The organism is Paenibacillus sp. V4I9, from assembly GCF_030817295.1.
In the GTDB taxonomy this organism is placed as follows: Bacteria; Bacillota; Bacilli; order Paenibacillales; family NBRC-103111; genus Paenibacillus_E.
The window spans coordinates 692,268-715,105 of record NZ_JAUSZE010000001.1 but is presented as its reverse complement, the minus strand read 5'-3'; the positions used below and the strand labels follow the sequence as shown (position 1 = coordinate 715,105).

Here is a 22,838-nt window from a genome sequence, read left to right as displayed (position 1 = left end):
GATTATTTTGTCTTACATACCAACATCATTCACGGGAGGTAATATTTTATGACATTGGATCGAAGCAAAAAAGTTTTCAAGCGTGTCCTTTTCTCTTTACTTACTATCACCATGTTGGGGAGCAGTTCTTCATTAGCTTTCGCAGCGGATGCTCCAGCTCAACCTACTAGCATTCCGATTCCTGCTCTTTCGGACTCCTTTAAGCAATCGTCACTCTCCAACGTGATTGTCATTGGAACTGGCGGCACCCTCGCCGGTAAAGCAGAAGATAGCACAAGCTTCCAGAACTATAGAGCAGGTACATATTTGATTGAAGACTTGGTGAAACAACTGCCGGGTAAACAGAAAATTGCGGATGTAACGACCTACCAATTCGGTAACAAAGGATCAGGCGGCTACACCATCGCTGATCTGTACGATCTTTCTCTTACTGTGGATCAAGCGCTTCAGGTTTATGATAGTGCCGTAGTTACAACTGGAACCGATACCATGGAAGAGATCGCCTACTTCCTTGATCTAACTGTTCGCAGTGAAAAGCCAGTCGTCGTAACCGGCGCTATGCGTCCCTGGGACGTTATTGGTACTGACGCTCCTGCCAACCTGTACAATGCTATCAAGTTGGCAGGCAGCGGCAAAACTAAATGGTTTGGCACAGTCCTAATGTTGAACGATGTTGTTCACGCAGCTAGAGAAGTGACGAAGACCAACGCACAGCGTATGGACACCTTCGAGACGCCAATGCTTGGTGCACTAGGGTACATTGACGAGAATAATATTCGTATTTACCGCGCTCCTGCCCGAGCAGTGAAAGCTGGTACAGCGGATTGGGCTACACCTTTCGACTTGAAAACGATCACGAAAGACAAATTGCCTGCCGTAGAAATCGTCTATAGCTATCAAGAAGCAGGCGGAGGAGCTATTAAAGGCCTGGTTGCAGATGGTGCCAAAGGGATTGTAACAGCTGGAACCGGCGCTGGCGGTATTTCTGCCAAAATGACGGCAGCCCGTACGGAAGCAATTAAACAAGGCGTACTCTTCGTTACAACGACGAGAACGGGTTCAGGTACGATGTATCCAGGAACTGCGGATGGCATTATTGCAGGTGACAACCTGAATGCACAGCATGCCCGTCTCATGCTTCTGCTTTCATTAGCATTCTCTAACGATCAAGCCAAGATCAAAGGTTGGTTCGCTAATTACGGTACACAAGATGTCAAAATCGATGCGCAGCTTCCTGCTGCTCCTTAAGTCCTCCAAGACCACAGAAGAGATGCCAGTATCGGCCATCCACATAACAAGGAGGTATAACTTTAATGACACGGACTCAACATAGCAAAAATAGTCGTATCAAAAAGCTGTTCACTCTTCCCCTTATCGTGTCTTTGTTAGGCACCATGTTGGCATTTGGAGGAGCGGCAACAACCGCCTTCGCGGAAGAAGCTGCTCCCAAGCCTGCCAGTTTTCCGATACCAGCCCTTTCCGATACGTTTAAGCAATCATCGCTTTCGAACGTGATTGTTATTGGGACCGGCGGTACCTTAGCTGGCAAAGCTGAGGATAGCACGAGCTTTCAAAACTATAAAGCAGGCACGTATTTGATTGAAGACCTCGTCAAACAACTGCCAGGCAAGCAAAAAATCGCCGATGTGACGACCTACCAATTCGGTAATAAAGGCTCTGGCGGCTACACCATCGCGGATCTATATGATCTTTCGTTAGCTGTCGATCAAGCGCTTGAGGTATACGATAGCGCCGTTGTTACAACAGGTACGGACACTATGGAGGAAATCGCCTATTTCCTCGATCTGACCGTGAGAAGTCCTAAACCAGTGGTTGTAACTGGCGCCATGCGCCCTTGGGACGTCATCGGAACCGACGCACCTGCCAACCTGTACAACGCTATCAAGCTGGCCGGAAGCGGCAAGACCAACTGGTATGGCACTGTGATCATGCTGAACGACGTCATCCAAGCGGCCAGAGAAGTTACCAAATCGAACGCACAACGGTTGGATACATTTGCGACTCCAATACTAGGTGCACTTGGGTATATCGACGAGAGCAATATTCGTATGTATCGCTTGAATGGACGCGCTATGAAAGCTGGAAAAGCCGATTGGGCAACCCCATTCGACTTAAAGTCCATCACCAAGGATAAGCTGCCAACCGTTGAAATTGTTTATAGCTACCAAGAAGCAAGCAGCGGGGCCATTCGCGGTTTCGTCGCAGACGGTGCGAAAGGGATTGTTACTGCGGGTACAGGTGCAGGCGGTATTTCTGCCCAAATGAGCGCAGCCCGTTCAGAAGCAATTAAACAAGGTGTTGTGTTTGTAACGACGACAAGAACGGGCTCAGGCACGATGTATCCGGGAACGACGGATGGCATCTTTGCCGGTGACAGCCTGAATGCACAGCATGCCCGCCTTATGCTTCTTCTTTCACTAGCATTCTCAAGTGATTACAATACGATCAAAGGCTGGTTTGCGACATACGGAACACAGAGCATTGGCGTGGATCCGTCCGATATTGCTAAGCATTGGGCAGAGGTAACCATCGGGAAAGCGATCAAAGATGGCATCGTGTCAGGCTACCCTGACACTTCGTTTAAACCAAACAAAAATGTTACTCGCGCGGAATTTGCAGTCATGCTGATGAATGGTCTGAAGCCGGTTAGCGAAGGGGCGAAGCTAGCTTTTACCGATGAGAAAGAGATCGGTACTTGGGCTAAGAATGCCGTTGCGCAAGCTGTCAAAGCAGGCTTCATCCAAGGCTACGAAGATGGTACATTCCGACCGAATGAACCGATTACCCGCACAGAAATGGCGTCCATGATAGCAGGCGCGATGAATCTGAAAGCTGATCCTTCTGCAGCTACAGGATTTACCGATGATCAGGAGATCCCTTTATGGGGTAAAGGTGCTGTCATTGCACTTAAACAAGCAGGTGTTATTAGCGGCAACGAAAACAACCAATATGCTCCGAGTGGCTCTACGACAAGAGCAGAAGCTGTAACAGTCATTATAAACATGCTGAACAAGAAATAATAACAAGCGTTGATAAACCCCTCTTTGTATGATTTTTTCATACAGGAGGGGTTTTTAGTTTCTAGGTCATCATTCGTTTGACTAATTCTCGATTGCGCTTTTTAAAGACTTCATTATGTGAAGACACCATGGCAACCTTATTTGCATCCGGCTGGATATATTGCTTTGCTTTATTTACTGCGTTTGCAGCGTCTTGGAAAGCACCGGCTATCAAATGAAGCTTCCCATCGTGATGTAAAATATCTCCAGCCGCATAAATTCCATCTATCGAAGATTCGCTAGCCGCATTACCAGCAATGTAATAGTTATCTGCGATTGCAATCTTTACTTCACTATTTTTAAGCAGTGTTGTATCACGTTCATAACCATGATTAATAATCACTTCATCAATGGGCAAATACGATACCTCACCAGTTTCATGGTTGGTAAGTTCGACACGTTCAATGACTTCATGATTACTGCTAGCAACTAGTTTGGTTATGGACGTATGGAAGAAACAAACAACGGAGCTCTCCATGAGCTGCTTTACTTGTGCTTCGTGGCCAGTTAAAGCCTCTTTTCGATAGGTTAAATAAACGTTTTTGGCGATAGGCTCTAGTTCATTTGCCCAATCAATTGCGGAATTTCCTCCACCAGAAATGATCACCGTTTTGTTTCTAAAATGCTGCAAAGACTTCACGGTATAGTTCAAATTAGACACTTCATATCTCTCAGCGCCTTCGATCTCCAGCCTTTGCGGATTCAATATTCCCCCTCCAACAGCAACGATAACTGTTTTCGAGTAATGCTTTTGACCAGAAGCAGCTTGTAAGACAAAAATCCCCTCTTCATTACGGGTGATCGACTCTACTTTTTCATTCAACACAACTTCAGGATGAAACGTTAATCCTTGCTCTACAAGATTTTCAATAAGCTTCGCTCCTGGAATTGGCGTGTGTCCTCCCACATCCCAAATCATTTTCTCCGGATAGATATGTATTTTTCCACCCAGTTGGGTTTGGTACTCAATAAGCTTAGTCTTCATTTCTCTAAGTCCACTATAAAAAGTTGAGTAAAGCCCTGCTGGCCCTCCTCCAATGACAGTCACATCATACAATTCCTGTTCTTCCATTTCCCGATCACTCCTCGGCTATGAAACGTAAATGATTATCATTCTCAATCAAATATACGTCTATTCTTCTTATTTGACAACTAAAAAAGTTATTAACAAATAAAATCGTTCGCTTTATTGTGTGTATTGTAATGAAATTGATAATCATTATCAGTTAATGGGTAATGCCTATTTTTAAATAAATGGAGGTTATCTTATGGTTCGCCTGTATACAGATCAGCTAAACATTGGTTATGGTGAACGTTTAATTGTAAAAAATCTCAGTGTAGAGATTCCAGACAAGAAAATAACAACCATTATCGGAGCGAATGGCTGTGGAAAGTCTACCCTATTGAAAGCAGCTACGCGGATTATTTCCCATCAATCTGGTTTAATCGTTCTAGATGGCGAACATATTGCCAAAGAACATACAAAGATACTCGCTAAAAAAATGGCGATCCTTCCACAAGCGCCCGAGAGTGCAAGTGGTTTAACCGTCGGTGAGTTAGTATCCTATGGTCGCTTTCCTTATCAAACGGGCTTTGGGCGCTTATCGAAAAAGGACTATGAAGTGATCGACTGGGCGCTTGAAGTTACAGGTACCATTGACTTTAAGTTCCGTCCTGTAGATGCACTATCCGGAGGCCAACGCCAACGCGTTTGGATTGCTATGGCGCTTGCGCAAGAAACGGAGATTATCTTCCTTGACGAACCTACCACCTATTTAGATTTGGCGCATCAATTAGAGGTTCTAGAACTTCTGCAAAAACTAAATCGGGAACAGGAACGTACGATTGTCATGGTCTTGCATGATTTAAATCAAGCGGCGCGTTTTGCTGACTATATCATCGCTCTAAAAGATGGTGAAATCGTGAAAGCTGGCACTTGCGAAGAAGTGATGAACCATGACGTGCTCAAGGAAGTATTTCACATTGATGCTGAAATCGGGCGAGATCCTCGAACAAATAAACCTATGTGTGTTACCTACAATTTATTAAAGGGAGATAACCAAAATGAACAAACGGCTCATTCCGTTCCTGCTCTTCATCTCATTAGCTCTTAGTGCTTGCAGCAGCCAAACAACCCAAACCGAGAAGAACGCAGCGAAAGTTGAAAACAAACCGACAACCATTACCTACCAATCCGAAAATGGACCTGTCGAAGTTCCAGCCAATCCGCAACGCGTCGTTGTCCTTTCTTCTTTTGCAGGAAATGTAATGGCTCTAAAAGTTAATCTTGTTGGTGTCGATTCATGGTCTAAAATGAACCCGCGCTTCGAAACAACATTGAAAGCTGCGCAAGAAGTATCCGATGAAAGCTTAGAAAAATTGATTGAATTAAAACCGGATTTAATCATCGGTCTATCCAGTGTTAAAAACGTGGATAAATTGAAGCAAATTGCCCCTACAGTCACGTATACATATGGAAAGGTAGATTATTTAACCCAGCACTTAGAAATCGGCAAGCTTTTAAATAAAGAAAAAGAAGCGCAAGCTTGGATTACTGACTTTAAAAAACGGGCACAGAAAGCCGGAGAAGATATTAAAGCTAAGATAGGTGAAGACACGATTTCTGTTGTTGAGAATTTCGACAAACAGCTTTACGTCTTCGGGAATAACTGGGGGCGTGGCACCGAAATTCTTTACCAAGAAATGAAGCTAGAAATGCCTAAAAAAGTTAAAGAAATGGCTTTAAAAGCCGGTTATTACGCCTTGTCTTTGGAAGTACTTCCGGAGTATGCAGGTGACTACGTTATCTTCAGCAAGAACCCAGACACGGATAATTCATTCCAACAAACCGATACCTACAAAAACATTCCAGCTGTTAAAAACAAACAATTATTTGAAGTCAATGCGAAAGAGTTCTATTTCAATGATCCACTAACTTTAGACTATCAACTCGATTTCTTTGTTAAATGCTTAGGTAGTAAATGATTACGGAACATCAACGGTTCATCCCATTCGTTTATAAACTGATTGCTGGACTAGTAGTATTTGCGGGTATGTTTATTGTTTCCATGGCATTTGGGGCCGCAGATGTTACCGTCAAAGATGTCTGGCTCGCCCTCACTTCTCATGCTGTAGGTGATAAAATTTCGATCATCCGTCTCCCCCGTGAAATTGCGGGGATTTTTGTTGGAGCCGCGCTGGCCGTTTCCGGTGCCATTATGCAAGGGATGACCAGAAACCCGCTTGCTGATCCAGGTTTACTTGGCTTGACCGCTGGGGCAAACGCGGCACTCGCTTTTACGATTGCTTTTATCCCTTCAGCCAATTATTTTGGGATTACGATTGCTTGTTTTATTGGAGCAGCCGTAGGTGCAAGTATCGTCTTCGGTATTGGCGCAGTGAAAAAGGGCGGCTTCTCCCCTCTGCGAATTGTATTAGCCGGAGCTGCTGTATCTGCGTTCCTATACGCGATCTCGGAAGGTATCGGTATTTATTTTAAAATTTCAAAAGATGTATCCATGTGGACTGCAGGAGGGTTGATCGGCACTTCATGGGGCCAACTCCAAGTCATTGCGCCATTTATTACGATCGGTATACTGATTTCCCTGTTCCTATCTAGGCAGCTTACCATTCTAAGTTTAAGTGAAGAAGTCGCTGTTGGATTAGGACAGAAGACGACACAAATCAAAACCGTTCTTTTTATCATCATCATCTTACTCGCGGGTGCTTCTGTTGCACTTGTTGGGAATATGGCGTTCATTGGTTTGATGATTCCTCATATTGTTCGCGCCATTGTTGGAACCGATTATCGTTTTATTGTGCCAATGTCGGCAATTATAGGGGCCGTATTTATGCTTTTTGCGGATACCCTTGGACGTACGATCAATTCTCCCTATGAAACACCCGTTGCGGCCATTGTGGCGATGATGGGTTTGCCCTTCTTCTTGTTCATCATACGTAAAGGAGGAAATGCATTCTCATGATTCATCCTCCCGCTTTAATAAAAAAACAACGGCTGCTCATATATGGTTCACTTGTGCTTATTACGATGACGATCGTTCTCGGGATGGGATTGGGATACTCCTCTGTATCCTATGATAGGCTGATTCCTGCCCTTTTCGGTCAAGGCACATTCAAAGAAGAGTTCGTTTTATTTTCGATCCGACTGCCACGCATGATCATTACACTGCTAGCAGGCATGGCACTTGCCTTATCGGGTGCAATTTTACAAGGAATCACACGAAACGATCTAGCTGATCCGGGCATTATTGGTATTAATTCTGGGGCTGGTGTTGCTATTGCCGTATTCTTTTTGTTTTTTCCTATCAAGGCGGGATCGTTTATTTATCTGCTTCCACTTGTTGCTTTTATAGGTGCTTTAATTACGGCATGCTTCATCTATTTGCTTTCGTATAATAAAAAGGTAGGTCTTCAACCCGTCAGGTTGGTGCTAATTGGAGTTGGGTTTTCAATGGCGCTATCCGGAGTCATGATTGTCATTATTTCATCTGCTGAGCGGGCTAAAGTCGATTTTATCGCAAAATGGTTAGCCGGAAGTATTTGGGGTTCTGACTGGCCTTTTATTTGGGCTATTCTTCCATGGTTAGCCTTACTCATTCCATTTACCTTATACAAAGCAAATCGTTTGAATCTCCTGGGACTAGGCGAACCTGTAGCCATCGGCGTAGGTGTATCCGTTGAAAAGGAACGAATTGTCTTACTTTTAACCGCGGTTGCCTTGGCCGCTTCGGCCGTTTCGGTTACTGGAGGAATTGCCTTCATTGGACTCATGGCTCCGCATATGGCCAAAGCTTTGGTAGGACCCAGAAATCAATTATTTATTCCAGTCGCCATTCTGATGGGTGGTTGGCTGTTAGTAATGGCAGACACCATTGGACATAACGTGATTGAACCTGATGGTATTCCCGCCGGCATTATGGTCGCACTCATTGGGGCCCCGTATTTTATGTATTTATTATTGAAAAAATAAGCGAGTTTAAAAAAACTGAGCTCCATGGCATTATGGGTTCGGTTTCTTGCCGTATATTTTATTATCGCATTACGTTGTTGGATATTTCACCAATTGTATGGATTTCAGTAGTAGTAAGCTTAAATTGCATTGCTTTTACATTTTCTTGAGCATGATGAATTTTAGAAGCGCCGGGAATAACGATCTTCGGCACATCATCGGCACTCAGCACAAGCCAAAACTTGCCTACTACCCCTTGCCCATTGCTAAATTGCCAGCATCCCAGTCCGAGTGGAGAGAGCACTAAATTCGTGCTTCCCAGTTTACGGAGTAATCTTGTTTTCTCCATGACACTCACCTTTTTTTCAAATTGAACGCGGGCTATCGCTTTTGCAAAGTAATGCAATGTTGTATTTTCTACAACATTAGGCTGGCAAATCCGCGTTTTCCTGTGATTGTTGCACGAAATACAACATTTTCCCTCGAAAATAGCTCATTGTCATGAAATTAGGCTAAATTGTTGCACAACATACAACATTGATAGCTTTGTGAGAAGAAAAACTCCGGAATTGTTGTACTCCGTACAACATTAGCCCCTCACCACGATCACAAACCCAAATTCTTAGCTGGCCAAGCTATAAAAAAATTTGTTTTATGTTTTTTATGGTTGGGGTTCCTTCCTGCTGGCAGCATACCGTATGAAACGCAAAAAACCAGCAAACTCGAAAGAGAAAGTTTGCTGGTTTTTTCAACCCAAAATGTATCAAATTACAGTACTGTTTGACTGCAGCAGTCAGAATGGGATTTAGGGGATGACGAATGTTCAGCTTATTTCTTTGCAGTCGCGTACCAATCATTGACTTCTTTGACGCTTGCATCTCCGCCGGAAGTTTTGAATTTCTGTTGGAATGCTTCCAAACCACTAATGGCTTCTGCTCCGAAAATCAACTTCGTTGTGTAGTCTCCTACCATCGTATTCAACTGTTGGAAGTTTTTCGAGAACTCAGGCAAGTAAGGAGCGAAACCCAATGGATCAAGCACTCTTACACTAGCTTCCGTCACATTCATAAACTTCCAAGCTTCAAACAAGCGTAAATCTTTACGTACACGTGCTTGCCAGTAAGTTGGATAGTTTTTGTCATCTGAGCCCATTAAGAAATTATTTGCTCTATTGCGCTCATCTGTAAAGATAGGTTGAATCGGTGTATACGTGCCATCCTTGAACGTAAAGTGCTTGTTCTCTTCACCAATAGCCATCCCTTTAAACGTATCCTTTTCAAGTTTAGCGTTCATCCATTTGATAGCATCCTCAGGATGCTTGGATGCTTTAGGAATGAAAGAAATACGGTCAAAGCCTTGGTTTGCAGATAGGCCTACTTTGCCATCCTTACCTTTTAATGCTGGAAGAAATGTCGCCTTAGCTGTAGGTATGTTTTTCGCTAATGCATCTGCAATAACAGGCACATCAGACCAGTTCATCAGAATGATTCCTGCTCTTCCGCTTGTGAATTTTTCTTTAGCGGTAGCATCTTTATTGGCGGCAAACTCTTTATCAATCAAGCCTTGTTTAAAGAGATCTTGGGCAAAATTGATATAATCTTTGTAAGCTGGGTCTAGAATTCGCGGTGTTAACTTCCCATTCACATTATTCCAGAAGTTCGGCATACCAAAAGCACCGACAATGTTATCAATGAAGGCTGAATCGCCTCTCACCGTTAACGGAATATTTTTATCTCCGTTCCCACCTGGATCCTTCTCTTTGAATGCTTTGAGAACAGCCAACAACTCATCCAACGTCGTAGGCGCTTTCAATCCTACTTTATCAAGCCAATCCTGCCGAATGTATAGGCTAGTAGAGGTGGTCGGTATACTTTTGGTAGGGATTGCGTACAATTTCCCATCCACTTTAGCGGCTTCCAGAGCTTCAGGATCTACAGCCGATTTAATGTTGGGTCCAAATTTATCGATCAGCGGCCCTAAATCTACTAGAGCGCCTTTTTTCGCATAGTCTGCATATAAGGCTTTGAATTCAGTCCCACCAAGTGAAGTAATCACATCATAAGCCTCTCCAGAGGCAATGAGAATGTTCAGCTTATCTTGAGGCTTATCTTGGGGAAGCATATCATATTTCACTTTGTAGCCCGTTTTCTCTTCTAGGAACTTAGCTACCGGATACGTGTTGTAGTCCTCTTGCTGCCAAATTTGCAACGATCTTAACTCTGCCTTCGGTCCAGCAGTTGTCGCAACTGCCGTAGTTGCCGCTGCTGTGCTAGCTGGGGATGCATTGCCGCCTGTGGCCGTGTTTTTGGATGCGCAGGCGACAAGTGACGAAACGGACAAGCATGCTGCAACAGTTATAAGCATCGCTTTGTTGTGCTTTTTGAGCATGGGTAGACCTCCCTAAGTGTATGTGTTTACTATATCATTAAACCCTGGATGCTGAAATCCAGAGCGTTAATGCACAATTACCCTTTCACAGAGCCAATGAGTACGCCTTTGACAAAATGCTTTTGCAAATAAGGATAGACGAGCAGCATCGGAATAATGGAGGCAATCACGGTTGCGGATCGAACTCCCTCCGGTGATGTATTCATCAAGTCGTCCGTACTTTTATTCAAAGCATTGGAACTGTCGGCATTCAAAACAATGTCGCGCAAGTACAACTGCAAAGGCTTAAGGCCTGCATCATTAATATAGAGCATCGGGTGAAAATAGTCGTTCCAGAAGTAGACAGCATAGAAAAGAGCAATCGTTGCGATGACAGGTACACTTAAAGGAAGTATGATGCGAAAAAGAATCGTAAAGTTACGAGCGCCATCCATTTTGGCGGATTCTTCAAGAGCCTCAGGCAATGATTCATAGTAGCTTTTGATCACAAGCATATTGAATACACTAATAAGAGCAGGCAGCATCAGCGACCATAAGCTATTAATTAAATGCAGCTGTTTCATTAGCAAATAATTTGGAATAATTCCGCCATTAAACATCATCGTGAAAATAAACAGCAGCATAATCATCGAAATGCCTGGCAGATACCTTTTGGACAATGGATAAGCCGTTATTGCAGTTACCAGAATTGCAAGCACTGTACCAACAACTGTGATGAGCAGCGAAATCCCTATCGAGTGAAGAAATTGGCTGGAGGACACCACATATTTCATTGTATCTAGCTGGAAGCCTACTGGAAAAATCCCTACTTTACCGGAAACTACCGCTGACTCATCACTAATGGCTTTGGATAAAATATTGGCCAAGGGCAGCAGTGTAGCTAAGCCGGATAATAATAAAACAAGATAAATACAGAAGTCTAATGACCAATCACTAAGCGTTTTTTTATGCATGTTTTCCACCCCTACCATATGCTTCGCTTGATTAGTTTTTTACTAAGTTCATTACCTGCTACGATTAGGATGAACCCAACGAGGGAGTTGAACAACCCGACCGCTGTACTAAAGCTATAATCTTGTTGACCGAGACCTTGCCGATAAACAAACGTACCGATAACATCGCCGGACTGATACACGACCGAATTGTACATGGTCAAAATTTGCTCCGTACCCGCTTCAAGCAAGTACCCCATGCGTAAAATTAAGATTAGAATGATCGTTGGCAAAATACCCGGCAAGGTAATGTGGAGCATTTGTCTAATACGTCCTGCTCCGTCAATGGAAGCGGCTTCATATTGTTCCTGTTCGATACCTGCAATGGCTGCGATAAAGATAATCGCGTTCCAGCCTGATTCCTTCCAACCTGCTGTAAATACCACTACACTTCGGAAGAACTGGTTGTCCAGAAAGAAGGAAATCGGCGTCCCACCGAACCACTGAATCATATTGTTCACTAGACCGCCTGATGGGGACAAGATATTAATAAACAATCCTGAAATGATCACCCATGATAAGAAATGCGGTAGAAAAATAATGGTTTGAATCGTCTTCTTGAAAAAGGCCTTCCGAACCTCATTCAAGAAAAGCGCGATGATGATCGGTATCGGAAAAAGAAGCACAATCTTGTAAACGCTGATCAACAAGGTATTCATGAAAACCTGATAAAACTCTTCGGAATGTATGAGCTTCTCAAATTGATCCAGACCCACCCATTTACTTCTGGCAAAACCATCAAAAATGTTGAAGTCTTGAAAAGCGATAATAATCCCATACATAGGCGCATATTTGAATACAAACAGAACTAACAATCCCGGCACTAATAATAGGTATAAATCAAAATTGGTTAGAATTAGCTTCCAACGGCCACTACCTTTTGTCTTGGGCTTGGCGTGAGCTTTTTTTCGTTCAAGCTCTGTTAGCGTAACACTCATGAATGGCTCACCTCCGTGTTCTTATAGGTTAATTATATAGGTGCCTTGAAACGACTTGTAGATGGTAATATTTCTGTTTCTGGTGCAATCTTATGGTATTTATGCAAACAAAAAAGCCAACCTCTTTCTTATAGAGACGGCTTATCAGATGAATATTTAGTTGTCATTCGAACCGTAACGGTTGTCCCCTCTCCGAGTGTAGAGTGAAGCTCCAGTCCATAGGCGTCTCCTGCGAACAGCTTGATCCTTTCATTCACATTGAACAAACCATACGAGCTTCCGGAACCGTCTGATTTCATGGTGGGACGCGGCTTTGTCAGCAGACTTTGCACAAGCTCTGGCTCCATGCCGATACCGTCATCCGTGACGGATATGATCAGAACCCCCTCTTCCTGTCTCGCCTTGATCAAAATAGATCCTGTTTTGCCCTTTGATTTTCTTATCCCGTGCAGAAGGGCATTTTCCACAATTGGTTGGAGTGTGAGCTTAGGCATTTCAATATCATCCATGCCATCTTCGATGTCAAAATGAACCTCAAAACTCTTTGGAAATCGGGTTTGCTGAATCTCCAAGTAAACCTTGGCTAAATTAAGCTCATCGGTCACACTGACCAAATCTCTGCCCTTATTTAAGCTCAGCCTGAAATATTTGGCCAACCCATCGATCATCTGGCTAATATCGTGAGCGTTGTGTCCAATAGCGATCCAATTGATCGTATCCAAGGTATTGTATAAGAAATGAGGGTTAACCTGTGCTTGCAAAGCTCGAAGCTGTGCTTCACGCTCCTGCACCTTCGATGTATACGTCTCTTCCATTAAATCTCGGACCCTATGGATCAGATGATCGACGCTCTTTTCTAGCAAGTTAAAGTCGCCTTCCGACGTACCGCTCTGCTCATCCAGTCCCTCCATGCCTTCTCGTTTAATGGCTCTTATCACCATCTGTACGCGACGATTCATTCCCCGAACGATAAAAGCAATCAGAATAAAAACAAGGATGAGGAACAGTATCGTTACCCCTGATAAAGTCGCCGCACTGGAAAATTGATTCAACGAGGCAGCACGGGAGCTAATGCCATTCTTAGGCACTTCCGCAACCAGCTTCCAACCTGTGGAGCCAATCGTCGTATAGACGACATATTGTTGGATGTTATCCTCTGTGATGGCAGATACGCCTTCATTCTTTTGTTCTATAGCGCTAAGCACGGCACTAGATTTCAGCTTCGTCCCGAGCAAGGATTTGTCGTTGTGCAAGACGACCGTGCCACCCGGTGCAACCATGAATACATTTTGCTCTTTGTTCAACTCGATATTGGATAGGATACTTTCTATGGTTTTAGAAGCGACTTCAATAGATAAAACTCCTGACAAATGATCGTAATTATCCGGATCCCGCAGTACTCTAATACCCGAGAAAATATAGCGGGCGCTCTGTACATCGTCTAGAAAGTTTTCCAAGTAAGCTCCCGTCCACACGAGATTGCCATTGGCGTTCAATACATCTGTGTACCAAGGACGGTTTTTGATGCTTTCCCACGGAAAGAAATTCACCCTCTCATGGGAAAAAAGCTTGGAGTCGTTGACATACAATCGAACACGGAACACAATCGGATTCGTTTTGGCATTATCAACCAAAATACGCAGTTCCTTCATGGCGTCGAGTTGATCGCTATCCGATGTTGAGGTGCTTAAATACTGATGCAGCTTAGGATTCATGAGAATCGTATTCGAAATATCTCGGGCGGAATCGAATTGGTGATTCAAATTGATTTCAGCCTGCTTCAACGTCTGAAGCATCGTTCGCGTTACTTCTTCTTCCAAAATGCGGGAGTACCTCTGCGAGTATGCATACAGTAATATGGAAGCTGGAATCAGGATCAACACAATGTAAGCGACCAGCCATACCCTTGCTGCAATAACGCCCTTGAAGATCATCGATACGTAATTCCAACCTCTACTCATGAGATGCTTCATTCCCCTCTACCGTCTTTACATGAAATGATCACGAAATGAGCTCGGCGTATGTCCAGTTTGTTTCTTAAATATTTTGCTAAAATAGCTAGGATCCGAGTAGCCAACGGCATAGCAGACCTCATAAAATTTGTTGGCTGGATCTTTCAAGAGCTCCTTGGCTTTGTCCACCCGAACTTTCGTCATATATTCGTTGATGGTTTCGCCTGTCTCCTGTTTGAATAGCAGGCAAAGATAGGTAGTAGATAAGAATACTTCCTTCGCAATATCCCCCACCTGCAGGTTTTCCGCGAATCGTTTATCGATTAAGGAACGAATACGTTCAATGACATTTTTGGCTTTGCCGCTGCGCTTTTCACCGATTCGCTCACACACCTCGATGAGATGGGATTCCACAAGCCGTCTTAAATCGCCTAACGTTTCTTGTTGAAAAACCTTAACCAGAAGCTCGTTCTCCTTCTCCTCCAACCCCTGCTTGTGAACATTCAGCTCCAGCAAGATTCGGCTTGCAAGCAGCAGAAGCTGCAAGCTTAAGTTGCGCCCATACGGCATGCCTTCTGCACGATTGCGGGAAAGAGCGCTATAAATAACATTTAGTTCTTCCTGCACCTTGCCAGTTTCCGCAGCTTTCAAAGAAGAGATCAATCTCTCATTCTGCGCTGGATCAAAGCGGTACATGCTGTCCTTACCCTGTTCCAAATTATCCATGGAGATAACCTGATTCTTACCGAGATACCATCTTTGATCAGCGGCTTCTCTTGCTTGCGAATACGACTGCGGCAAGCTGGCAAGCCTCGATATTCGTTCGCCCACGCCGATGGTCACACTAATTTTCAAATAGTTGTAGAGACTTTCGCGGACTTCCTCGGCTAATGTAAACAAAAGACTTTCCTGATCTTCCTGCTCCACCAGCCGAAGAATGCCAACGAACTCGCCTATTTGATTTTCAAAAACATATCCACCAATCTCTTTCTCAATAAGCTCTTGCACGATATTAAGTACAGAGTAGGATAACAGCTGCTGATCCCTCTCGGATCGGTTCTGTGCAACCTCAGACGCATTGTCTATGCGAATCGCAATCACCCAGTATGTCGCCTCAAACGGAAGCTCAAGCCCGAGGAATAGGGTACGATCCTGTATACGTGCAGGAAAAGTGATCCCTTCCCTAATTAATGACATGAGGAATTTCTCCCGCAGCAAGGGCATGCTTTGAATGAGCTTGACCTGCATGTCCTCAATCAGTTTTCGTTCCTGCTTTTCCGTCTGTAAGGTACGAACCAAGCGTTCAACCACCACGCTCAGCTCCCCCAAATTGACGGGCTTAAACATATAATCGACCGCTTTGACTTGAAGCGCAGATTTCAAATATTCGGCATCATCATGGCCGCTCACAAAAACAATTTTGATATGAGGAAATCGCTCACTAAGTATATTCGACATCTGAATGCCATCCATATTGGGCATACGCACATCCGTTAACACTAAATCCGGCTTCAATCGCTCAATAACCTCTAACGCAACGTCACCGTCATCCGCATCACCCACAACTTCAATCCCATAAGCATTCCAGTCAAAATAGGTACTTAGCCCAAAACGAACTGTCGGCTCGTCGTCCACAATGACTAATTTATACATCTCGTGTCGGCCTCCCTTTAGCTGCAGATCTACTTATTATATCTTGCAAAAAAGCCAAGGACATATGAGAATCTTATGATTTCTGGTTTTATATTTATATGAATTCAGAAAAAACACGGTCATTTGCAGGCGCTGAAGTTGTACTCCCAACAAAAAAATCACCTTGAATGCGAATGTGTTCAAACGGCAGCGTAGGATTGGCAATTCGCCACAGCATCCGGTCGGCAGCGCGATAACCAGTCTCTCGGATCGAAAGAAGCGGTCGGGTGAACGATGGCAGAGATTCGGATTGCTCATTCAGAAACCCAACCAAGGACACATCCTCAGGCACTCGCCACTGAAGCTCGTTGCACAACTCATATACGATCGGAACTTCATGATCAATTCCGCAGATGATAGCGCTTGGCTTAAAGTGATCCATTTGCTGCAGCAGCTCTTCACGCCACTGCGCTTGGTTGGTCCGTTCACCGATGGAATGCATAGAAGGGTCGATTTCGACACCGAGCATATTCATCGCGTGACAGAAGGCTTGCCAGCGCAAAATAAAGCCACGCTGCAAATGGATATCTCCCACGTACATCATTCGCTCATGCCCAAGGCTTCGCAGATAGGTTACCGCTTGAAACGCAGCTTCGTAAACATCCCAGATCACGCTGTCTATTTTCACTCCTGGAGGAGGAAAGCTGAGCAATATTCGTGGCAGCTGAAGCCCAAACAGAGCGGGCTCCCACGCCTTAGGCACAATGCTTGGAGCGATGAAAATGCCGTCCGCATAGGCCATTCCGCTCTCTTCGATCCAATCGTTCATATGCTCCTTCTTGATCTTTTGCGGTAACATGAGAAGCTCGATTCGATGGCCGAAGGAAAAGAAACGATCTTGAAGTCCTTGAAGCAATAGGCGATTATAGGCCACGGATTCTGCGGTCTGTACCAAAAGGAAGCGCTTCCGCTCATTGGGATAAGGAGCAATGTGATCGAGCCTAAGGCTGCGAATCTGATCCATTGTATAATAGCCCAGCTTCTCGGCCGTGTGGACAATAAGTTGTCTGGTAGCTTCCGACATGCCAGATTTTCCTTTTAGCGCTTTAGACACGGTCTGAACAGTCAACCCAAGCTCATTGGCAATCGTTTTTAGTGTAACTTGCTTGCGGGTAGGCATATAGGGATGCACCTCAATATTAAGTAATCAGGATTTGATATTCGTTCAGTTATCATATCACGTCCTCTTTTTTGATTAAACTAAAATTAAACTAGTTCCTCCATATCAGGAATCTATAATGAAAGAAATGACACTCAACACTGAGCTTTAGCAAATGATTACAAATCCAGTTTTGCTGAAGCAAAACTCTTAGGAGGAACATCAACATGACGAAGTTGAACATTCAAACCGTAACGATCCCCACGCAGAACTTACCTGTTAGCTATACCCCAGACGTGGTTGTCGTTGGAGGCGGCGCATCAGGCATTGCAGCAGCTATTGCGGCAGCCCGCAATGGCGCTAATACGTTATTAATTGAACAAAGAGGCTACTTGGGCGGGATGGGGACAGCTGCTCTGGTTCCTGCCTTCTGCCCTTATACCGATGGGGAGAAGCCCGTCATTCGAGGAATTGGGCTTGATCTGCTCGAGAAGATGAAGCATGCTGCTGGGGATGACTTTATGAGACGTTACAAGGAACAGTTGGACTGGGTTCCCATCGATGTGGAAACGCTTAAGCGCGTATATGACGCAGAAGTACAGTCTAGTGGGGCAAAGTTATTGTTCCATACGGTAGCGGATCAGGTGCTGCTGGATGGTGATCGGATAACCGGACTAGTCATAAGCAATAAATCCGGACGATCCGTCGTCCAAGCCAAATTGTACATCGATGCTTCGGGCGATGCGGATCTCGCTGCGCTGGCAGGCGTTCCTTTTCAAGTTGGAGGAGATCATGGGGAGCTTCAACCTGGTACTATGTGCTATGTGGTTACCGGTGCGGATAAAGCACGCTTTGAGCAGTTCCTTCAAGATACAGGCGAACATAAACAGCTGGAAAGCATCGTTGTTAAAGCGCAGCTAAACGGCGACCTTCCGGAGGGACGTAAGCGAATATCGGGCATGGCCTGGATTTCCGATTCCGTTGTTGGCTTTAATTTCGGTCATATCTTCGACATTGACGGCACGAAAGCGGAGGATTTGACCCGTGCCGCAATCGAGGGCCGGAAGCTAATCGACACGCAGATCCGGTTTTTACGCAAATATGTGCCGGGCTTTGAGTATATCTTCCTCGTTCACTCCGGCGACCAGATCGGTATCCGTGAAACACGCCGAATCCAGGGTGACTATACGCTCGTTGTCGAGGACTTCTTGTCGATGCGGACATTCGAAGACGATATCGCACGCAATTCTTACTTTATCGATATCCATTTGGCAAACGCCAACAGCACGATGACAATCAAGCATCTGCCAAAAGGCAAATCCCATGGCGTACCTTATCGCTGCATGCTTCCGCAAGGCAAATCGAATCTAATTGTAGCCGGACGTTCCGTCTCGTCCGATCGCCCTGTGCAAGGTTCGCTTCGCGTCATGCCAAACTGCTTTGCCATGGGAGAAGCAGCAGGTGTCGCTGCAGCCATGGCAAGCTTCGCCGGCCTAGGTTTCCGCGAGGTTCCGATCTTAGAACTGCAGAACAAACTGATTGAGCAAGGGGCATGGCTTGGTGAACGGCCGGGTAAAGCCGACGTGGATCAAACCGTTGCCGTAGGTGCCGTTACATTTGATGAAGAATGTTAATGTAGGGAGTGTTCATGACATGCAAAGTAAGTGGGTAGGAAAAACCTGGGGAACACTCGGTGACAGCATTACGGAAGCAGGCGGATATCAGCCTCTCATTCAGTCTGCTCTAGGCTTTTCGAGCGTCATCAATTATGGGAAAAGCGGCTGTTCGATGACTGCCGGAGGCGACCGCGATTACGGAGCCACGACGCATGTGGGCAAAACGATAGATGCTTCCTTGGATTGCGTCACCGTCTTCGCGGGAGTGAATGATTTTCGCTTGGATAAACCTATTGGCGGCATCGGTTCGACCGATATTTATACGTTTTATGGAGCCTATACGACCCTCATCGAAGATATTTTGGCGAAAAATCCACACTGCCGCCTAAGCTTGTGGACACCGCTGCAGAGGGATAAAGATGGTTATGACATCTTCTATGTCAATGCTGTCGGGCACCGCTTATACGATTATGTCGAAGCTATTAAACAAATTGGTCGTCTGTACGCGCTCCCTGTCCTTAATCTGTATGAACAAAGCGGGCTCAATAAGCTGACGCTGCCCCTTTTTACTTCAGATGGCTTGCATCCGAACGAGTCAGGGCATCGACGCATTGCGGATATGGCGATACCTTTTTTATTAAGTTTGTGAAGGAAGCCGTTCCTAGGTATATTTTGAACTGTGACCCCATTCTTAGACACTTCAAAACGCTCAGACGGTTTCCTGCCCTTTTGGTAAGCTTTAACCACAGCTAACTTGAATGCTGGTTGATAGAGAAGTCTATTCTTTCATTGTGCCTCCTACATTGGTAACCACTGTAGTCCATCTACCCTCACGAAAGCTAAATGACTCTAAAATCGAATTCAGCATGCACGTACTTTTATACTTTTTAACCGGATTGGCCAAGTGGCTCAAGCTTACACCGGGCCATGTTTGACGGAACCAAATGCTTCACCATCGCCTTGCTCTCCTTCTGCTGGAAGGGAGCTGGCATGCAAAAAGACACCTATACGGTGTCTTTTTGTCTATTCTTTCTATTCTTTCTATTCGTTAATACCCGCTAAAGCCCCACGCTTATGGGTTCATAAATTCGCATAAGCTAAAAAGCCCAGCAAGGGTACGATCCAGAGCAGCGGGATACAGTTCCAGATCAGCGCAGCCTTATACCTCCGGCGGGAAAAAAGAATCCATCCCGTAATTAGCGCGGCCAGAAGTCCTAGCGGGTAAATGACAATATAAGAAAAAAAAAGCCAAGTCGTCACATCATTTACCGCATCAGGATGGTCGAACATCATGACCGACATTCCGGCGACAAACAGCCATACTATTACAAACAAGACGTACACGATTTGTGACACGATCAATGTCCAAAGCGTTTTTTTGCGATTCATCCGTTTTACCCCTTTATGTTGGTATTTGTTACCTTACCTATATTTCGACATCATTTTCAATCAGTCCTACTAGAAGTGAAGCAATTAGAACCATATGTGACCTGGGTGAATATCATGCTGTTGTAAAAACGATTGGAGGATGGCTATGTACCCGAAATATCCTTATTACAGCTATGAAACAAAGTGCGAAAATAAACCCGTTACCTTTCCGCCGCAGCATCAGGACATACAACCGGGTTTGGAGTACTTAATGGTTCCAACGCCAATATCAGACAATCCGCAATATGTTGGGAGTGGGAAATTACAAGGTAAGGTCGCAATTATTACGGGGGGCGACAGCGGAATCGGGAGAGCCGTGGCCATCGGCTTTGCCAAAGAGGGCGCAGATGTGGTCATTCCTTACCTTTACGAGCATGAAGACGCCAAAGCAACAGTGGAAATGGTATCACGCTATGGCCAACGCTGCCTTCCGATTGCCGGGGACTTAAGAGATGAAGAGTTCTCCAATGAAATCGTGCGAAAGACGCTGGAATATTTCGGGAGAATCGATGTTCTGGTGTTGAATCAAGGCGTTCAGTTTCCCCAAGAGAGCATCCTGAATATCAGTACCCAGCAGCTCGAGGATACGTTCCGTACGAATATTTTCCCGCATTTCTTTATGACCAAAGCCGCGCTTCCCTATTTGCAGTCAGGAAGCTCGATTATCAGCACGGCATCTGTGACAGCATACGCGGGGGCCCCCCTCCTTGTAGATTACTCATCAACCAAAGGCGCAATTGTATCGTTCACCCGTTCGCTTTCGCTTCAGCTAGTGAAACAAGGGATCCGGGTGAATGCGGTGGCTCCGGGTCCGATCTGGACCCCATTGATCGTTTCCAGCTACTCCGCCGAATACGTAAAAACATTCGGCACTGAGACACCGATGCGGCGTGCCGGTCAACCGTTCGAGCTTGCTCCGACATACATTTACTTGGCATCGGACGATTCCTCGTTTGTTACCGGACAAGTGCTGCATGTGAACGGTGGTGTTATGACTGAGACTTGAAAATGACAGCAAGGCATGCTCCTATGCAGTATGCCTTTTTCGCAAATATCGCCCTATTCCGTCCATCATTATTTAGGGTAGTAGGAAAACCCTGGATATTTGACGTTCAATCTCAACAAGCGCCGCTGCGATATTTTTAGATATAGGAAAATTAGAAGAGTCCACGATTCGTACGCTGCCGCCAGGTGTTTTGATTGGTGTTTGTGCTAGTAGCTGATGCTTGAAGCTCAAGGGGATGGTTCCGTAAGGGGACTGTACCCTCTCACTTTCAATCGGTCCAGGAACCATGTCTTGATAGATATAAACCTGCCCGGAGGGAATGTTGTCAAAGACATTCATAGGTACTCCAAAATTGGCCGATAATACATCTTTTGGCGTGTGTGCAAACCAATCGGAGATCGACTAAGTATTAAGATCAGAAAAGTTACCGTCATCGAAGACGAGCAGGAATTCGGAGTGTTCCAACCCCTGAATGGAATGTGGCAGCCCCGGGGGAAAGTACCACAGGTCGCCAGGGCCTACGTCGGCAATGAAATTTCGTCCCTCTGAGTCAATTGACGTAATTCGTGCTCGACCTAATATCATATAGGACCATTCTGCTTGTTGATGCCAATGCAATTCCCGGACACCACCTGGCGCCAAGCTCATGTTTACACCTGAAAGCGTGGTCGCAATGGGTAGTTCCCTGACCGTGATTTCCCGTGACCACCCTCCGTGATTTAACTTCATAGAAGTGTCAGAGAATGAAAATTTCATGTTAGGGAGCAAGCCAGAATCCGTTACAGGCGGAACCAGCATGTCAGGGTTTTCAATATCCCTCATAACATCCCGGGGACCGGTATCCATCCCTCCCGCTCCGTCACTTCGGAGGGGCTGTGGTACATTTCCGTACATCCCTTGATTCCGTCTCGGAATTTCCATTTCATTGACTCCTCTCATGGATCGCGTTCTATGCATACTCATACTAAAAGATATATGATAGTGAATCTGTGTAAATGACTTTCGTACCTCTAACAAAACCTTGCATAGATGAACAAAAAATAAGGACCTGCTGTGGCAGGCCCTGTCTTTATTTTTAGATAGAACTGAATTTATATGATCTATCAACCGCAGTGTTAGAAGCTGTTTACACACTTTACTTGATCAACATCCGATCTGCTTCGCCCCCTTACCCCAGCTGAGTTGGCGGATCACCTTAAACTCACCACAAGATATGCGCGAACGCTCCTTCGTAATCTAGTAGACAAGCAGATGCTGGTTGTCATAAGTGGTCAGGAGCGAGTTCGGACATATAAGCTGCTAATCTAGGCTGGTCGGGAAATAAGCGGTTTCGAGCAAAATAAGGTATCTACGTTCCGCGAACATAATGGTAGTGTCGATTAGAACAGAGTCGAGGCTGGGACACACATAAGTAACTACCTCACAGCTGTTCATTGATTAGTATTCTTGAAGCTGCGGGGCTCCATTAAGTCATTAGTATGGCCATTAACTGCATTCGCTCCATTCCTTCTATCATATTAATCGTCCTGCTGCTCCCTTTATCACGTTTGATTGTCGGAACCGCCTTGGGTCCTACGGCCGCTATCGTGTCAAAAAGCCTGCAGCAGCTGCCGAATTGCTCCATCTAAGTCCAGCACAATATTCCAACAAAAAAAGGCTTACGCCGTCTTTGTGGAGA

General features: G+C 45.1%; 18 protein-coding genes and 2 pseudogenes. 10 read left to right on the top strand and 10 right to left on the bottom strand.

Annotated features, from left to right (window positions below; translation table 11 throughout):
* Positions 1–48 precede the first annotated feature (48 nt).
* Positions 49–1,248 (top strand): asparaginase domain-containing protein, encoded by a 1,200-nt coding sequence (locus QFZ81_RS03380; RefSeq protein WP_307601438.1) that lies wholly within the window; start codon positions 49–51, stop codon positions 1,246–1,248.
* 65 nt (positions 1,249–1,313) lie between these two features.
* Positions 1,314–3,041: an asparaginase domain-containing protein gene (locus QFZ81_RS03375; protein WP_307601436.1), complete on the top strand. Its 1,728-nt coding sequence runs from the start codon at positions 1,314–1,316 to the stop codon at positions 3,039–3,041.
* Positions 3,042–3,102: 61 nt separating this feature from the next.
* On the opposite strand, the gene QFZ81_RS03370 is transcribed toward QFZ81_RS03375, so the two are convergent.
* A complete protein-coding gene (locus QFZ81_RS03370; RefSeq protein WP_307448119.1) occupies positions 3,103–4,152 on the bottom strand; it encodes an NAD(P)/FAD-dependent oxidoreductase in 1,050 nt (349 codons plus the stop codon).
* 196 nt (positions 4,153–4,348) lie between these two features.
* On the opposite strand from QFZ81_RS03370, the gene QFZ81_RS03365 reads away from it, so the two are divergent.
* Genes QFZ81_RS03365 through QFZ81_RS03350 form a run of 4 tightly spaced genes read left to right on the top strand, consistent with a single transcriptional unit; the run spans position 4,349 to position 8,070 of the window.
* Positions 4,349–5,194, top strand: a complete 846-nt coding sequence (locus QFZ81_RS03365; RefSeq protein WP_307448121.1) for an ABC transporter ATP-binding protein — start codon at positions 4,349–4,351, stop codon at positions 5,192–5,194.
* Positions 5,145–6,065: an iron-hydroxamate ABC transporter substrate-binding protein gene (locus QFZ81_RS03360; protein ID WP_307448124.1), complete on the top strand. Its 921-nt coding sequence runs from the start codon at positions 5,145–5,147 to the stop codon at positions 6,063–6,065. The genes QFZ81_RS03365 and QFZ81_RS03360 overlap by 50 nt, the downstream gene beginning before the upstream one ends.
* Positions 6,062–7,063: a FecCD family ABC transporter permease gene (locus tag QFZ81_RS03355; protein ID WP_307601434.1), complete on the top strand. Its 1,002-nt coding sequence runs from the start codon at positions 6,062–6,064 to the stop codon at positions 7,061–7,063. The genes QFZ81_RS03360 and QFZ81_RS03355 overlap by 4 nt, the downstream gene beginning before the upstream one ends.
* Positions 7,060–8,070 (top strand): FecCD family ABC transporter permease, encoded by a 1,011-nt coding sequence (locus tag QFZ81_RS03350; protein ID WP_307448133.1) that lies wholly within the window; start codon positions 7,060–7,062, stop codon positions 8,068–8,070. The genes QFZ81_RS03355 and QFZ81_RS03350 overlap by 4 nt, the downstream gene beginning before the upstream one ends.
* 61 nt (positions 8,071–8,131) lie before the next feature.
* Here QFZ81_RS03350 and QFZ81_RS37220 read toward each other — a convergent pair whose 3' ends face one another.
* From QFZ81_RS37220 to QFZ81_RS03315, 7 genes are all read right to left on the bottom strand, one after another.
* Complete coding sequence (locus QFZ81_RS37220; protein ID WP_373462704.1) at positions 8,132–8,398, bottom strand: aldo/keto reductase; 267 nt, start codon at positions 8,396–8,398, stop codon at positions 8,132–8,134.
* A gap of 479 nt (positions 8,399–8,877) precedes the next feature.
* Positions 8,878–10,437 (bottom strand): extracellular solute-binding protein, encoded by a 1,560-nt coding sequence (locus QFZ81_RS03340; protein WP_307601432.1) that lies wholly within the window; start codon positions 10,435–10,437, stop codon positions 8,878–8,880.
* A 77-nt stretch (positions 10,438–10,514) separates the two neighbouring features.
* Positions 10,515–11,390 carry a carbohydrate ABC transporter permease gene (locus QFZ81_RS03335; protein ID WP_307448142.1) on the bottom strand — a complete coding sequence of 292 codons (876 nt, stop codon included), beginning with the start codon at positions 11,388–11,390 and terminating at the stop codon, positions 10,515–10,517.
* Positions 11,391–11,401: 11 nt separating this feature from the next.
* A complete protein-coding gene (locus tag QFZ81_RS03330; RefSeq protein ID WP_307448144.1) occupies positions 11,402–12,367 on the bottom strand; it encodes an ABC transporter permease in 966 nt (321 codons plus the stop codon).
* 128 nt (positions 12,368–12,495) lie between these two features.
* On the bottom strand, positions 12,496–14,328 hold the full coding sequence (locus tag QFZ81_RS03325; RefSeq protein ID WP_307448148.1) for a sensor histidine kinase: 1,833 nt from the start codon (positions 14,326–14,328) through the stop codon (positions 12,496–12,498).
* Between the two features lie 27 nt (positions 14,329–14,355).
* On the bottom strand, positions 14,356–15,972 hold the full coding sequence (locus tag QFZ81_RS03320; RefSeq protein WP_307601430.1) for a response regulator: 1,617 nt from the start codon (positions 15,970–15,972) through the stop codon (positions 14,356–14,358).
* A 94-nt stretch (positions 15,973–16,066) separates the two neighbouring features.
* Positions 16,067–17,131 carry a LacI family DNA-binding transcriptional regulator gene (locus QFZ81_RS03315; RefSeq protein WP_307448155.1) on the bottom strand — a complete coding sequence of 355 codons (1,065 nt, stop codon included), beginning with the start codon at positions 17,129–17,131 and terminating at the stop codon, positions 16,067–16,069.
* A 206-nt stretch (positions 17,132–17,337) separates the two neighbouring features.
* On the opposite strand from QFZ81_RS03315, the gene QFZ81_RS03310 reads away from it, so the two are divergent.
* Both QFZ81_RS03310 and QFZ81_RS03305 read left to right on the top strand, forming a co-directional pair.
* A complete protein-coding gene (locus QFZ81_RS03310) occupies positions 17,338–18,744 on the top strand; it encodes an FAD-dependent oxidoreductase (RefSeq protein ID WP_307601428.1) in 1,407 nt (468 codons plus the stop codon).
* A gap of 19 nt (positions 18,745–18,763) precedes the next feature.
* Entirely contained in the window at positions 18,764–19,375 is a 612-nt protein-coding gene (locus tag QFZ81_RS03305) for an SGNH/GDSL hydrolase family protein (RefSeq protein WP_307448161.1), read from the top strand.
* Positions 19,376–19,806: 431 nt separating this feature from the next.
* On the opposite strand, the gene QFZ81_RS03300 is transcribed toward QFZ81_RS03305, so the two are convergent.
* A complete protein-coding gene (locus tag QFZ81_RS03300; protein ID WP_307448163.1) occupies positions 19,807–20,115 on the bottom strand; it encodes a hypothetical protein in 309 nt (102 codons plus the stop codon).
* Positions 20,116–20,260: 145 nt separating this feature from the next.
* On the opposite strand from QFZ81_RS03300, the gene QFZ81_RS03295 reads away from it, so the two are divergent.
* Positions 20,261–21,160 (top strand): SDR family oxidoreductase, encoded by a 900-nt coding sequence (locus tag QFZ81_RS03295; RefSeq protein WP_307448165.1) that lies wholly within the window; start codon positions 20,261–20,263, stop codon positions 21,158–21,160.
* Between the two features lie 105 nt (positions 21,161–21,265).
* On the opposite strand, the pseudogene QFZ81_RS03290 reads toward QFZ81_RS03295, so the two are convergent.
* Positions 21,266–22,054, bottom strand: a pseudogene (locus QFZ81_RS03290) (cupin domain-containing protein); the annotation flags it as partial.
* Between the two features lie 575 nt (positions 22,055–22,629).
* On the opposite strand from QFZ81_RS03290, the pseudogene QFZ81_RS03285 reads away from it, so the two are divergent.
* Positions 22,630–22,773 (top strand): annotated as a pseudogene (locus QFZ81_RS03285) (methionine ABC transporter permease); the annotation flags it as partial.
* Between the last annotated feature and the right edge of the window lie 65 nt (positions 22,774–22,838).

Excerpts from the sequence above, each read along its gene's own strand:
- QFZ81_RS03305 (WP_307448161.1), top strand. The coding sequence starts at position 18,764 with ATGCAAAGTAAGTGGGTAGGAAAAACCTGGGGAACACTCGGTGACAGC.
- QFZ81_RS03315 (WP_307448155.1), bottom strand. The coding sequence starts at position 17,131 with ATGCCTACCCGCAAGCAAGTTACACTAAAAACGATTGCCAATGAGCTT.
- QFZ81_RS03325 (WP_307448148.1), bottom strand. The coding sequence starts at position 14,328 with ATGAGTAGAGGTTGGAATTACGTATCGATGATCTTCAAGGGCGTTATT.
- QFZ81_RS03310 (WP_307601428.1), top strand. The coding sequence starts at position 17,338 with ATGACGAAGTTGAACATTCAAACCGTAACGATCCCCACGCAGAACTTA.
- QFZ81_RS03370 (WP_307448119.1), bottom strand. The coding sequence starts at position 4,152 with ATGGAAGAACAGGAATTGTATGATGTGACTGTCATTGGAGGAGGGCCA.
- QFZ81_RS03330 (WP_307448144.1), bottom strand. The coding sequence starts at position 12,367 with ATGAGTGTTACGCTAACAGAGCTTGAACGAAAAAAAGCTCACGCCAAG.
- QFZ81_RS03355 (WP_307601434.1), top strand. The coding sequence starts at position 6,062 with ATGATTACGGAACATCAACGGTTCATCCCATTCGTTTATAAACTGATT.
- QFZ81_RS03295 (WP_307448165.1), top strand. The coding sequence starts at position 20,261 with ATGTACCCGAAATATCCTTATTACAGCTATGAAACAAAGTGCGAAAAT.
- QFZ81_RS03300 (WP_307448163.1), bottom strand. The coding sequence starts at position 20,115 with ATGAATCGCAAAAAAACGCTTTGGACATTGATCGTGTCACAAATCGTG.
- QFZ81_RS03375 (WP_307601436.1), top strand. The coding sequence starts at position 1,314 with ATGACACGGACTCAACATAGCAAAAATAGTCGTATCAAAAAGCTGTTC.
- QFZ81_RS03350 (WP_307448133.1), top strand. The coding sequence starts at position 7,060 with ATGATTCATCCTCCCGCTTTAATAAAAAAACAACGGCTGCTCATATAT.
- QFZ81_RS03360 (WP_307448124.1), top strand. The coding sequence starts at position 5,145 with ATGAACAAACGGCTCATTCCGTTCCTGCTCTTCATCTCATTAGCTCTT.
- QFZ81_RS03340 (WP_307601432.1), bottom strand. The coding sequence starts at position 10,437 with ATGCTCAAAAAGCACAACAAAGCGATGCTTATAACTGTTGCAGCATGC.
- QFZ81_RS03335 (WP_307448142.1), bottom strand. The coding sequence starts at position 11,390 with ATGCATAAAAAAACGCTTAGTGATTGGTCATTAGACTTCTGTATTTAT.
- QFZ81_RS03320 (WP_307601430.1), bottom strand. The coding sequence starts at position 15,972 with ATGTATAAATTAGTCATTGTGGACGACGAGCCGACAGTTCGTTTTGGG.
- QFZ81_RS37220 (WP_373462704.1), bottom strand. The coding sequence starts at position 8,398 with ATGGAGAAAACAAGATTACTCCGTAAACTGGGAAGCACGAATTTAGTG.
- QFZ81_RS03380 (WP_307601438.1), top strand. The coding sequence starts at position 49 with ATGACATTGGATCGAAGCAAAAAAGTTTTCAAGCGTGTCCTTTTCTCT.
- QFZ81_RS03365 (WP_307448121.1), top strand. The coding sequence starts at position 4,349 with ATGGTTCGCCTGTATACAGATCAGCTAAACATTGGTTATGGTGAACGT.